At 70.0% G+C, this 12,660-nt stretch carries 9 protein-coding genes; 1 reads left to right on the top strand and 8 read right to left on the bottom strand.

From position 1 onward, the window contains the following. Positions 1–182: 182 nt before the first annotated feature. Positions 183–902 carry an ArsR/SmtB family transcription factor gene (locus tag EAO72_RS20530; protein ID WP_261991586.1) on the bottom strand — a complete coding sequence of 240 codons (720 nt, stop codon included), beginning with the start codon at positions 900–902 and terminating at the stop codon, positions 183–185. A 117-nt stretch (positions 903–1,019) separates the two neighbouring features. On the opposite strand from EAO72_RS20530, the gene EAO72_RS20525 reads away from it, so the two are divergent. Continuing rightward, entirely contained in the window at positions 1,020–1,520 is a 501-nt protein-coding gene (locus tag EAO72_RS20525; protein WP_148018787.1) for a GNAT family N-acetyltransferase, read from the top strand. Positions 1,521–2,029: 509 nt separating this feature from the next. Here EAO72_RS20525 and EAO72_RS20520 read toward each other — a convergent pair. From EAO72_RS20520 to eccCa, 7 genes are all read right to left on the bottom strand, one after another. Continuing rightward, positions 2,030–2,845, bottom strand: coding sequence for an immunity 49 family protein (locus EAO72_RS20520; protein ID WP_148018786.1), 816 nt, complete (start codon positions 2,843–2,845; stop codon positions 2,030–2,032). Between the two features lie 67 nt (positions 2,846–2,912). After that, positions 2,913–5,750, bottom strand: a complete 2,838-nt coding sequence (locus EAO72_RS20515) for a hypothetical protein (RefSeq protein ID WP_148018785.1) — start codon at positions 5,748–5,750, stop codon at positions 2,913–2,915. Then, a complete protein-coding gene (locus EAO72_RS20510) occupies positions 5,747–6,172 on the bottom strand; it encodes a DUF6507 family protein (RefSeq protein WP_148018784.1) in 426 nt (141 codons plus the stop codon). The genes EAO72_RS20515 and EAO72_RS20510 overlap by 4 nt, the downstream gene beginning before the upstream one ends. Before the next feature lie 96 nt (positions 6,173–6,268). After that, on the bottom strand, positions 6,269–6,589 hold the full coding sequence (locus tag EAO72_RS20505; RefSeq protein ID WP_148018783.1) for a pore-forming ESAT-6 family protein: 321 nt from the start codon (positions 6,587–6,589) through the stop codon (positions 6,269–6,271). A 62-nt stretch (positions 6,590–6,651) separates the two neighbouring features. Further along, positions 6,652–6,984, bottom strand: coding sequence for a hypothetical protein (locus tag EAO72_RS20500; RefSeq protein ID WP_123471228.1), 333 nt, complete (start codon positions 6,982–6,984; stop codon positions 6,652–6,654). Between the two features lie 127 nt (positions 6,985–7,111). Further along, positions 7,112–8,551: a DUF6177 family protein gene (locus tag EAO72_RS20495; RefSeq protein ID WP_148018782.1), complete on the bottom strand. Its 1,440-nt coding sequence runs from the start codon at positions 8,549–8,551 to the stop codon at positions 7,112–7,114. Positions 8,552–8,603: 52 nt separating this feature from the next. Then, the coding region (eccCa, locus tag EAO72_RS20490) for a type VII secretion protein EccCa (protein WP_148021924.1) at positions 8,604–12,660 on the bottom strand (4,057 nt) is incomplete at its 5' end.

Genomic DNA, 12,660 nt, shown 5'->3' with positions numbered 1-12,660 from the left:
ACAGGGCCTTGGCGCAGGGCGCTTGATGTGTCGCCCGGCCTTGCTGAGATATGTAGCCGCCGTCGGCGATCGTGAGTGTCCGGCCGACGGCGGCCTTTGCGTCAGGCCCCACCCCAGGGCCCCGGGGAGAGTCCTGTTCGCCCGCCTTGACCACGCGTCGGTGTGGCCGGGGCAGGTCCGGTTCAGGATCGGAGTTCAGTTGGTGGCAGGCCGAGGTGGTCGTGCAGTGCCTGGCTGCCGACGGGTGTCACGAGGAGGGCGCGGCTGGTTCCGATGCGCGTCATCCACCCGGTGGCAAGTGCGTGGGCGGACAGGGCGGCGCCCACCGCGCCGGCCAGGTGGGGACGGCGCTCGGTCCAGTCGAGGCAGGCGCGCACCGGTGGCCGTCGTGAGCCGGCGGGTACCGTGATGCCGACTTCGGCAAGCCAGTGGGCGCCCTTGCCGGTCAGGCCCGGCTCAGGTCCCCACTCCAGGAGTCCGTGTTCGACCATCGCGTCGGTGATGGCCAGTGCGGTGGTTCCGGCCAGGTGGTCGTAGCACAGCCGGGCGCGGGCCAGTGCCTGCTGCCGGCCGGAGGCCGCCAGGGAGCGTGGCCGGGGGCTGTGCTTCGGGGCCAGCGCGGCAAGGCTCTCGATCAGTTCGACCACTCTGCGGTCGGCCACCCGTACGTAGCGGTGGCGTCCGTGCCGCTCCTCGACGAGGAGTCCGCCGTTGACGAGCAGGTTCAGGTGCGAGGTCGCGGTGGACGGTGCGACGCCGGCGTAGCGCGCGAGCTCGTTCGCCGTCCAGGCCCGGCCGTCGAGCAGTGCGAGGCAGAAGGCGGCCCGGGTGTTGTCGGCCACCAGTTTGGCCACGCCCGCCAGGTCCACGCCCACGTCCTGGGCTGCGCGCCGAATGTCCACGGTCCCATTGTCGCCGACGTCCCTTCGACGTCCGTCGAAGCGTCCGGGTCCTAGCGTCGGCTCGTGCGCCGGGCTCACCGGCCCCGCACCCGCATCCGCTCACGTACTGGAGTGACCATGACCGCTTCCGACACTGCCGTCACCGTCTCCCACCAGCCCAAACCCCAGACGGACTGGGTGCTCACCGACTCCCCGACGCCGGAAGACGCCGCGGCAATCTCCGACGCGCTGGACCGCTTCAACGTCGAACACACGGGAATCGCCGACCGCAGATCCCTGGCCGTACTGGTCCGTGATCCCGAAACGCGCCAGGTGGTCGGCGGACTGACCGGGCGTACCTCGCTCGGGCTGTTCTTCCTCGACCTCTTCTACCTACCGCCCCGGCGGCGCGGCAGCGGGCTGGGAACAGAGATCCTCCGGCGGGCCGAGGACGAGGCTCGTGCCCGTGGCTGTCGCACGGCCGTGCTCTACACGATCACCTTCCAGGCCCCCGGCTTCTACGAGAAACACGGGTGGAAGCGGTTGGGAGAGGTGCCCTGCGATCCGCCGGGTACCAGCCGCGTCTTCATGACCAAGGAACTCACCGCACCGACCGGTGAACCAGTCCGGGCCCGGTGAAGTCGCCGTGCTCGTTGCACCATCACCTGTTCCGTCCGCTCTGCACCCGCCACAAGCCGCGTCCGGAGCGTCACGGTCCGAGGTGGTGGTGCCGTCCGCTGCTCAACGCACCTCGATGATCAGGATCTGACCGGCTCCGTCGTCACCGTTGACGCCATGCACGCCCGGACGAGCCACGCTCGCTACCTTGCCGAGGACCGCCAGGCCCACTACCTGCTGTCGGTGAAGAACAATCGGCCCACCATGGCCCGGCATGTGACCTGACTGCCCTGGAAGCAGGCACCGGTCCTCGATCAGTCCCGCGACCGCGGGCTCGGCCGCGAGGAGGTTCGCGAGGCGAAGGTGGTGTGCGTGGACGGTCTGCTGTTTGCTTGAATTCACGTGGAACGGCGGGAGGTGTGAAAGTCGCCGTTCCCCTGTTCGATTCCGGGCGCGTGATGTGTCAATTCTGGCGTGAGCCCCGCACTGGCCATCATCCTGGTACGGGATTTGAATACTCCTGGCGGCGCTCAGGTGTCGATCTCGCCGCGCCAGCCGAACTGTAGTAGTTCCTTTGGCAGATACTCGGATTCGATCTCGATGGTGAAGTCGTTGTCGAAGGCCATGCATGCGATGGCGAGAGGGGCGAGAGCGACCAGGCCGTCGCTGCTCAAGGATCGCGCCTCGTCCGCGGTCCAATACTGCCTGTGCCAGTGGAGGAACTCATTCAGTGATGCGTTGAACTTTTCGGCGTCCCCGCGGTTGTAGAGCTGGAATAGTTCAAGCGCCGGGTAAAGGATCTTCAGCAGGGTTTCCTTGTCGGCGATCTGGGCGGCCTCGGGGGTGGCGTGACTGATCGCGGCGACCAGATGGCTCCACATGTCGTTGGAGCGGCGGGCCCAGTAGCTTTGCAGAGCTTCGACCCATTCATAGACGTACTCGTCGAACACTGCTCCGGATGCGCGGAGGAACGACACCGGAACCTGCATGAGCCGGTCGAGGCGCTCCTCCTCACGGCAGATCGTCGCCAGGTAGACCGCAGTGAGCCATGATCCGGCGTGTGTATAGGAGGTCGGTCCGGTTGCGGGGAGTTGCCTCACCTCGCCCGCGATCCCGATGCGGCAGGGCAGGACCCCCTCTGTCGCAGTGGCCGAATCGAACAGCGCGGAGCCGACCTGCATGGCGGTGACCCAAGCCTCCCAGGTCTCGATCTTCTCGGCCTGGGGATCGCCGGCGCAGCGCGACATGGCCACGGTCAAACAGCAGTCAAGGGCGCGGGAGCGGGACATCTCCGATACTTCGAGCCGATCGAGGACCCGATTGGTGCTCGCTGTGAGCGAAGCCATGTCCTCCTGGGTTGCCCCTACTGGGAAGTCGTGGCGGGGAACGCTCGTGACCACTGGTTTCTCTCCTCTAGTAGATCTTGAAGTACTCAAGCACGGAGCCGTCGTAGGAGCCGGCGCTCTCTTTGCCCTTTACTAGAACATACTGCAGTTTCTTGTTCTCAAGGGCATCGAATAGCTTCTCCGCGAGCTGCCTGTCCACACCGCCTCGCTTCCACATCTCATGGAAGATTGTTTCCAGGTATGGCCTCGTTCCTTGCTTGACCATCATGTTTGCGGCTGGACCGGCACCGAGGCGAGGAGGGTTCAGATTTGCCTTCGGTCCTTTTTGCTCAACGACGAGATAGCTGCCGTCATCGCCGATCTCATATAGGTCGTCAAGCATGTTGGCGCCATTTGGTGTCCTGGGGAGATCAACGTATTTGGCTGTCGGGAAAATCTTGGGGATGGCGTGGAGCCTGGATGCCTTCTCGCCGAGCCTCTCCGAGTGCTTGCTGTTGTTGGGGATATCGGCCAATTGATCGCGGTAGGCGCTGGCCGCCGTGTCAAGGTCAGAGTGGTTCTGAGGCGATGGGTCTTCTTTGAATGCTCTTTCAGCGTTGGCGAGGTCCACGCTCACCCTGCTGTTCTTCGCGGCCTCGTCCAACTGTGGGATGTGCCTGGGGTCAGCGGAGTCCGGCTTGAGTGGTGTTCGGCTGTGCTTGATCTCCGAAGGGCCGTGCGGGAGGTCGTACTTGGCAACCCACGCGCCGTTGGCACCCTTCTTGAGGATGGGCAGCTCAACGCCGTCGACCTTGACGTTCTTGTCCCAGCGATGGCCGTCGCCTCGGTAGTGAGTTTCGCGCCACACGTCGTTGTTGTTGGCCAACCACACATGCCTGTCTTGCAGCTTCTTCCGCTCGGCGGCGGTCAGTTCTCGCTCGGCGGGACCTCCACCGCTACCCGCGGAGCCCTCGTCTGCGCGGTGCGTCGGCGAAGCCGTAGCGCCGTCGTCAGCGGTGCCTGCGCCGTCGGGCACGTCGTGGCCGCCGGTGGCGCCGAGGTCGCTATGACCCCCGCCGGACCCTCCACCATCGAGGTTGTTCGTTGGGTGGTGGCCGCCCGATCCGACCGGCCCGCCGCCCTCCAGGTTGTTACTCGGCACGTAGTTGCCCGCCGAGCCCCCGGGCAGGTTGCTTGCCGACCCGCCCGGGCTCCTGCCCGTACCGGCACCCGTGCCAGTGGCCTCGTCGCCGGCCCGCCCCGCGCCGCTCAGGTCGTCGCCCGTGCGGAGAGCCCCGTCCGCGTTGCCGGCGATGGAGTGGGCGCCGGCGCCGACCAGTTCGTGCTCCGGGACCTTGACCGTGGCCGGGGCTTCCGCCCCCGTGGCCACGCCTTCCTGCTTCGCGGCGGTGTGGTGTTGCTTGAGGGTGCCGTCTTCCTTGAGGACGTTGCCCGGGCGGTCCAGGTAGACGGTGTTGCCGTGTTCGTCCGTGCCCTTGAGTACGTTCTCGGGGAGGGCGGTGGTGCCTTCGGGGAGTTTGAGGGCGCCTTCGGGGATGTGGAGGGAGCCGGCGGGGGGTGCCATGCCTTCCGGGAGGCGGACCACGCCGTCGCCCAGGTCGATCGCTCCGGCGGGGATGGCCGTGCCGTCCGGGAGCTTGTAGGAGTTGCTCGGGACCTCGAAGGCGGCCTCCGGGACCGCCGAGCCCTCCGGGAGGTGCAGGGTTCCGTCGGCGAGTTTGAAGCCGCCGTCGGGGAGGGTGATGGTGCCTTCGGGGAGGGCGGGGATCTGGGTGCTGCCCAGGCCCTTGAAGCCGGCCATCACGTCGCCGATCTTCGTCAGGCCCATGCCCGCGCCCTTGAAGACGTACGTCATCGGGTCGACGAACCGGCCCACCTTGCCCGCGGTGGACAGGGCCTTCGCCGCGAGGGCGGCCTTGCCGGCGCCGGAGGCCGCGCCGCCCGCACCGCCCGTGAACACGGTCGTGATGACGTTGAACGTCACCGCGCCGGCGGCGCGGGAGGGGTTCTCGCCCCACTGGTCCCAGGCCAGCAGCGCCTTGCCCGTCTCCTTCATGGCCGTGCGGGAGTCACGCAGGTAGGAGGGGAGCTGGTCCTCGGGGGTCATCCAGTACGCGACGCCCAGCGGGGAAGCGGTGATCGCCAGGCCGGTGGCGAGCTTGCCCAGGCCCGACCAGGCCTGCTTGGCGGAGTCCCAGCCGTCGGTGCCCACCAGGGTGCCCAGGCCCTTGATGGTGCCCCAGACACCGTCGACGAAGAAGCCCTTGACGAAGTCCCAGGCGTGTTCGTGGACGTGCCACCAGGGTTTCGATTCCTCGACGGGGTCGCCCCAGGGCAGGCCCTCGGCGTGCTTGAGGGTCTCGGCGTCGTAGCCGTACGTCCCCTTCTTGCCGGAGCCGTCGTCGATCTTCAGCGCGGGGCCGCCGACCAGAGCGACGATCTTGTCGTGGCAGGCCCGCTCCACGGCCTGGAACGCCGTCCAGGTCTCGATGATCTCGGCGTGGCGGCCGTTGTTCTCGTCGACCAGGTCGCCGTCCTCGCGCCACTTGTCGTCGTCCCGGATCTGGACCAGGAAGGCGTCGGCGTCGAGTTTGAGCTGCTTCAGCTTCTCTACCAGCGGGTGGGCGTCGTTTGAGTACGTGCTCAGCGCGGCCGTGATCGTGGCCAGGTCCGACTTCAGGGACGTCCCGCGGTCCGCGACCGGCTTCGTCGTCGCGAACAGCTGGTCGGCCTCGGGCGCCTTGTAGAACGCCTGGAGGCCGCCGAAGCTGCTGTGCACGTCACCGGCGGACGTGGCGATCGACCCCGCGGCCTTCGTCAGCGCGGTCACGCTGGTGTCCAGCAGGGCAAGGTTGCCGGTGAAGACGGGGATGCCCGACGGGGAGACCGCCTCGTTCTTGCTCACTTGGCGGCCCCCATGTCCTTCAGCAGATCCAGACGCACGGACTTCGCGGCGTCCTGGGCCTGCTTGGCCGTGTCCAGGTCGCCCTCCACGTACTCGTTCGTCGCCGTCGCCGCACCCAGCACAGCGGCCTGGATGCGCTCCGCCATCGACTTCAGCTGCGGCTTCCGCTCCGTCATGTACGTGCCCAGCGCCGCAGCCACCGGCCCCAGCGTCGGATGCGACAACGGCTCCGCCCCCACCGCCACCGGCCCCGCCACCGGCAGTGACGCCGCCGTGCCCGGCACCGCCGTCCCCGCATGCGTCGCCGCCTCCGACATGGCCGTGACCATCGCGTTCAGCGCCTTCTCCAGGTCACCCGCGTGCCGACCGACCTGCTTCAGCTGCCCCTGCACACCCTGCGGCTTGATGTCCCACGCCGTCACTGAAAACCCGCCCCCCGTGCCCGTACCTGATCCGGAACCAGCGCCCGTCGGAAGAAGAAGGAACGATTCTTCCGACGGGCGTCACAGCCAGACCGCTCAGCCGATGTTGTCGACCGCGGCCTTGGCGCGCGCCAGCGTCTGCTGCGCGGTGCCGTCGTTCTTCTCCAGCGTCGAACGGAGCAGCTGGATGATGTTCTTGACCTCCTGCGAGGTCGCGTTCCACCGCAGTTCCTTGCCGTGGTACTCGTCCGCCACGCCGTCCGCCGCGAAGTCGCTCATCGCCGCCTTCACCTGTGTGTCCCGAGCCGTGATCACCGCCTCCAGCTGGGCGATCACCACCTGGATGTTGCCCTGGACCTCGGTGGAGGCGCCCGTGTCGTACGCCCGCCGGTCGGTGTCGCCCGCGTTTCCTGCCATCACCCATCACTCCCCGTGAGAAAGAACGAAAACCCGCCGCCCGCCCGTCGGGCGGGCCGGTGTCAGCGGCCCGAGAAACGGGCCGCGTCGAAGTTGGCCGACGCCATCTGCGTCTTCGCGTTCTCGCCCTGTTCCTGGTCACCCGAGCCGAAGGCCGCGTCCATCCCGGACTGGCCGCCGAGGATTCCGGAGAGCGAGGCGTTCAGCGCCGCGGTGATCTCGTCGGAGCGGTTCTTGAAGTCGTCGAACGCGACCTTGCCCGACCCGTGGAACTTGCCCTCCAGCGGTTCCGCCGCCGCGATCAACTGCCGGATCAGCGTGCCCAGATCCGTACTGGAGCCCTGTGACTTCGACATCAGGGTCGAGAGGACCGAGGCCCCCATGTTGAACTTCATCAGCTTCCCCCACCCGCTCGAACGAAAACCCTCTTGATCGAATACATGTCTATCAACTCGTGCGTCGCTACTGCAATCTGCAATCGGACAGATTGTCGTTGTTGCAGAGTCATGACACCGGGCGCGGTCACGGCGCCCCCTTGAGATGGCGCATCAGTCGCTCGAAGTCCAGCCAGCCCGACAGGTCCGACGGGTCGCCCGGCAGCGGGTAGTACAGCGCAGGGCGCGTTTTCGGGCCGAGAGGCAGAGGCGCCTGCGGCAGGGGTGTGCGGCGGGCGCGGTCGCCCGGCAGGTCGCGGACCTCATCCGCGCCCAGGACGAACGCCAGCGGAACGCCCGGCCCTTCGAAGCGTGCGGGCACCGCCATGTCGCGTCGCGCTTTGCGAAGCTGTACGAGCATCGACTGGAGGCGGTGCCGGGTGGCGAGTGCCTCCGCGAGGGCGGGCAGGGCGTCCACGGGGCACTCCTCGCCGCTTCCGTAGCCGAGCGCCATCGTGACGTGCTCCTCGACGCCCGCCTCCGTGCGCGTGACGCGTACGGTGGCGAGGCCCGGCCGGTCCGGGCCGCCGACCACGACGAGCCAGGTCGGCTCCGGCGCCCTGCGATGGGCCACGTCGGTCAACTGGCTCAGAGACCAGGGCAGGTTGGCCGGTTCCGAGGTACCCCAGCCGGCCGGCGGCTTCCCCGTCAGCTCCCGCCACACCGTCTCCAGGCCGCCGCCCAGCACCAGCCGGTCGTCCGCCGGGTGGACCATGCGGAAGGTCAGGCCGAGCTGGCGCTCACCCGTGTCCGTGACCTCCTGGTAGGTGGCCGCCACCCGCGTGTGCGGGTCGCCCTCCGAAAAATCCGAAGCTTCCGCGGGGTCCGGGGAGCCGGGCGGGGCGAACGCGCCGTCCTGCCACCGCAGTACGGCCCCCGTCAGGCCGTCGTAGTAGCCGTCCCGCTCGTCCTGAACGACCCAGCGCGACGGCCACCCGCCGAGGCTGTCGCGTACGGCGGGGGAGAGCGTGGTCCCCGCCGGGCTGACGATCTGGAGGCCGAGCCCGGCCCCGGCGGCCGCGCGGAAGGCGTCGGAGAGCCAGGCGGTCATCGCGACGACCGGACGGTCCTGGATGACGACGGCGACCTTCTCCGTGAGCACGTCGACGGCGGGCTGCGCGGCGGCCGGTGCCGGGGCGACCCGCACCCCGTCCGACGGCACCACGGTGAGCGAACCGACGGCGTCCGGCGGCCAGGCCGAGCCGCCCACCAGCGCGGTGAGCCGGGTCGCGAACGTGCCCGCGAGCCGCTCCGCCTCCGCGACGCCCGTGGTGGCGCGGGCCTCCGTCCACCAGTACGGCACCGGTGGCGGCGTCGCCCCCAGCAGCCGTTCCGCCTCGCCCTCCACGGCGACCAGCAACGGTGCCTCGACCGAGACGAGCGGGCGGCCCTGCGTGTCGCAGAGCTGCACCACGGCGCCGTCGCCCCGTGTTCCCACCAGCTTGTCCGGGCCGCCGGAGAGCAGGCCCGCGAGCACGGTCCACGGGTCGGGCATGCGGGCGGTGAGCGCGATGACGTCTTTCGTCATGGAGTCGTCCGGTCCTTCGGTGTTCGGGGGAAAAGGTGGTCCACGGAGTCCCTCACGCCGGTGCGTACACCGTCTGGACCAGACGGTTCGGACGGCCCCGCTGGATGAACACGCCTCGGCCAGCTGCCTGTTGAGACGCATAGACGCCGGGGAAGAGCTGTCCCTCGCTCCGGTCGCCGGACATCACCAGGGCCGACGCGCCCGACTCCCGCAGGCCCTGCACCAGCGGCTCGTACATGCCGCGCGAGGCACCGGCCACGCGCCGCGTCAGCACGAAGTGGAGGCCGATGTCGACCGCCGACGGGATGTACGGGAGGAACGCGGCCAGCGGCGACTGGCCCGCCGTCGTCAGGACGTCGTAGTCGTCGACCAGCACCACGATGCGCGGCCCCTTGCCCCAGCTGCCCGGCTCCAGGTCCTCCAGGCGCGCGTTCTCGTCGGGCAGCCGCTTCTCCAGCTCGGTGGCGATCCCGGCCGAAAGCCCGGCGCACAGCTTGGAGTTGTACGCGTAGCCACCGTTGAACTCCTCCGGGACCACCCCGCGCAGCGAGCGCCTCGGGTCCATCACGGCGAAGACCAGGTCGTCCTCGCCGTAACGGTCGACCAGCCCGCGCGCGACCGTCCGCAGCAGGTTCGTCTTGCCGCACTCGCTGTCCCCCAGCACCAGCAGGTGCTGGTCGTGGCCGAACAGGTCGAGCAGGGCGGGTGCCAGCGCCGACTGGTCGAGACCGAGCGGGACCCGCTGCGGCTCGGCGACCGGTCCCGGCAGCCGTGCGGGCTCCAGGATGTGCGGCAGCACCCGTACCGGCTGGGCGACGTCGCCGTGCCAGGTGGCGCGGACCGCGCGTGCCGTGCGCTCCAGCACGGCACCCAGGTCCGCCGTGTCGCAGGCCCCGTCCGTGCGGGGGAGCGCGACCTGGGCGAAGAGCTTGCCGTCGGTGAGGATCCGGCCGGGCTCGTCGGGCGACAGGGTCGCGGCGAGCTTGCGCTCGATGCTCGACTCGCCGGGATCGTTCAGCCGCAGTTCGACACGGGTGCCGAAGTTGGACTGGATGGCGATGCGTACGTCGTTCCAGCGCAGCATGCCCGCGACGACGTGGATGCCGTAGCCGCCACCGCGCTTGAGGATGTCCGCGACCGCGTCGTCGAGGTCGTCGAAGTCGTCGCGCAACGCGCCGAATCCGTCGATGACGAGCACGATCTCGGCGGACGCCAGCTGCGGCAGTCGCCCCGCCGCGTGCAGCGTGCGCAGCTGCTCGACCGAATCGATGCCGTGCTCGCGGTAGAGGTCCTCGCGCACGGCGAGCATGGCGCGGACCTCCTCGACGGTGCGGGCCGCCCGCTCGCGGTCGGCGCGGCCCGCGATGCCGCCGACGTGCGGCAGCTCCGCCAGCGCCTGGAGGCCGCCGCCGACCAGGTCGAGGCCGTAGACGCCGACTTCCTGCGGGGTGTGGGTCAGCGCGAGGGAGAGGACGAGCGTGCGCAGGAGCGTCGTCTTGCCGGACTGCGGGCCGCCGATCACGGCCGCGTGGCCGCCGGCCACGGTCAGGTCCAGGAACCACTGCCCCTGCCACTGCTTGGCCGGGTCGTCCAGCAGGCCGAGCGGCACCCGGAGCGGACCCTGCTGACGGGCGCCGGCCGGACCGCCGCCCGTGGCTGCCGGGCTGTCTGCTGTGCCCGTCGGACTGCTTCCCGTGCCGGCCCGCCCGCTTGCTGTACCGGTCGGACCGCTCCCCGTACCTGCCCCGCCGCCAACCGTGCGCGCCCCTGCCAGGCGCATGCCGCGCGGGCCGACGTCCAGCGGACCGGCGACCGTGTCCAGGGCGATCGCGGAGGGCAGCGGGGGCAGCCAGATGCTGCGGACGCCGGGGGCGGCGCCCGTCAACTGGTCGACCATGATGCCGAGTTCGGTGGGACCGGTCTCGCGGCGACGGGATGCGGGCTCCGGTGCCTGCCGACCGCTGTCCGGTCCGGCCAGGGTGTTGAACGCCTCGTACTCCAGGGCGAGCGGCCCGGTCTCCGCCTCGTCGGCGTGCCGGACAGGACCGCGGTATCCGCCGGAGACGTAGCCCGCCTTGAACCGCGCGTAGTGGCTCGTGTCGACCTTGAGGTAGCCGAAACCGGGCAGCGGCGGCAGGTGGAAGGCGTCCGTGGTGTCCAGGACCGTGCGCGACTCGTCGGCCGAGAAGGTCCGCAGGCCGAGCCGGTACGAGAGGTAGGTCTCCAGCCCTTTGAGCTTGCCGCCCTCGATCCGCTGGCTGGAGAGCAGCAGATGGACGCCGATGGAGCGCCCGATCCTGCCGATGGAGAGGAACAGGTCGATGAAGTCCGGCTTGGCGGTGAGCAGTTCACCGAACTCGTCGATCACGACGAAGAGGTGGGGCAGCGGGGCGAGGTCCGGGCGCCTCGAAGCGCGCAGGGCCGCGTAGTCCCCGATGTCGGCGACGTTGCCCGCGTCCTTCAGGGCCTGCTGGCGGCGCTTGACCTCACCGGCGAGCGAGGAGTGGACCCGCTCGACCAGTCCGGCCTGGTTCTCCAGGTTGGTGATGACGCCCGCGACATGGGGCAGGCCGGCGAACGGTGCGAAGGTGGCGCCGCCCTTGTAGTCGACCAGGACGAGCGCGAGGTCCTCGGGCGAATGGGTGGCCACCAGGCCGAGCACGAGGGTCCGCAGCAGCTCCGACTTCCCTGACCCGGTGGCGCCCACACACAGCCCGTGCGGGCCCATGCCGAGTTCTGAGGACTCCTTGAGGTCCAGGAGCACCGGCTCGTGGGTGTCGCTGATGCCGATCGGGACGCGCAGGAAGGCGCGGTCCCCGCGCGGCGCCCACAGCCGGTCCAGGTCGAGCCGGGCCACGTCGTCGATGCCCAGCATCGCGGCGAACTCGACCGGGCCGGACAGCGGGGCGTCCATCAGGGACTCGGCGGAGAGCCGCAGCGGGGCGAGCATCCGGGCCAGGCCCTCGGCGAACGGCACACCGACCTCGTCCACCGTGCCGTGCGCCTGGACCGGTTCGGCCTCGCGCAGGTCCTCGATGGTCACGCCGGTGCCGTCGACGGTGATGCGTACGTTGACGTGTCCCGGTTCCTGCACCCGCTGTTCGAGCAGGTGCACCACGGTCACGCCCATCTCGCGCAGCCCGACGGCGTCGTCGGGGCGCGGCAGGTCGACGGCGTCCTCGCCGTGTCCGTCGGTGACCACGAGCAGCCGGGAGTTCATGGACAGCGCGTCCCGGCCGGCCAGTCCGCGGCGGACCTCGGCGGCGTACGAGGCCCGGCGGCGCAGCTCCGCGTCGAGCCGGCGGGCCAGCTGGGGTGCGGACGGTGCGATGCGGCGGGCGGCGACCGGGCCGTCGAACTGCTCGGGGTCCAGCAGGTGGGGCAGCCACTTGGCCCACTCCCAGTCCGCTATGCGGTCGCCCGGGGCGGCGACGGCGACGGCCACGTCGTCGGGCGCGTGCAGGGCGGCCGCCTGGACGAGCAGGGCGCGGGCGACACGCAGGCAGTCCTCGCGGGGGCCGATGACGCTGACGTTGCCGACGCGGTCGAGGGGGACGGTCAGGGGGAGCTCGGTGCCGTTGCGGAAGCGGGTCACCACGGCCGAGGCCTCGTTCAGCATGAAGAGGTCGGGGGGTGTGAGGACGGACGAGCCCTGTTCGGCGATCTGGAGGTCCCGCACCGGCATCTCGCCGGTGCCGACCCGTACCCGCAGGAAGTCGTCGTCGACCCGTCGCCGCTCCCAGAGCCGGGCCGGGTCGCGCACGATGTCGTACAGGGAGTACGGCGACGGGTTCAGTACGTCCGCGCGCCCGCGCCGCTCGCGCTCCTCGGCCGACAGCTCCTCGCGCAGGTCCTCCACATAGGCGAGATAGGCCTCGCGCTGTGTGCGGCGGGTGCGCTGGGCCTTGCCGCGCTGCGKGAGGAGCAGGGCCGCGGAGCCGATGACGGTGACCACGAGGATGATCGCGCCGAGTCCGGCGAACTGGCTGTTGCGGACGACCGTCATCATCACGACGGACGACATGACCCCGGCGACCGGCAGGAGCYACATCGCGATGTTGCCCGCCTTGCCCTCGGGCAGGTTGGGCGGCGCCTCGATGGTGCGGGGC

This window comes from Streptomyces sp. OR43 (genome assembly GCF_008042275.1).
Classification (GTDB): domain Bacteria; phylum Actinomycetota; class Actinomycetes; order Streptomycetales; family Streptomycetaceae; genus Streptomyces.
Note: the sequence above shows the minus strand (reverse complement) of the source record. Positions and strands in the feature narration are given on the sequence as shown.

Excerpts from the sequence above, each read along its gene's own strand:
- EAO72_RS20495 (WP_148018782.1), bottom strand. The coding sequence starts at position 8,551 with ATGACGAAAGACGTCATCGCGCTCACCGCCCGCATGCCCGACCCGTGG.
- EAO72_RS20500 (WP_123471228.1), bottom strand. The coding sequence starts at position 6,984 with ATGAAGTTCAACATGGGGGCCTCGGTCCTCTCGACCCTGATGTCGAAG.
- EAO72_RS20505 (WP_148018783.1), bottom strand. The coding sequence starts at position 6,589 with ATGGCAGGAAACGCGGGCGACACCGACCGGCGGGCGTACGACACGGGC.
- EAO72_RS20525 (WP_148018787.1), top strand. The coding sequence starts at position 1,020 with ATGACCGCTTCCGACACTGCCGTCACCGTCTCCCACCAGCCCAAACCC.
- EAO72_RS20520 (WP_148018786.1), bottom strand. The coding sequence starts at position 2,845 with ATGGCTTCGCTCACAGCGAGCACCAATCGGGTCCTCGATCGGCTCGAA.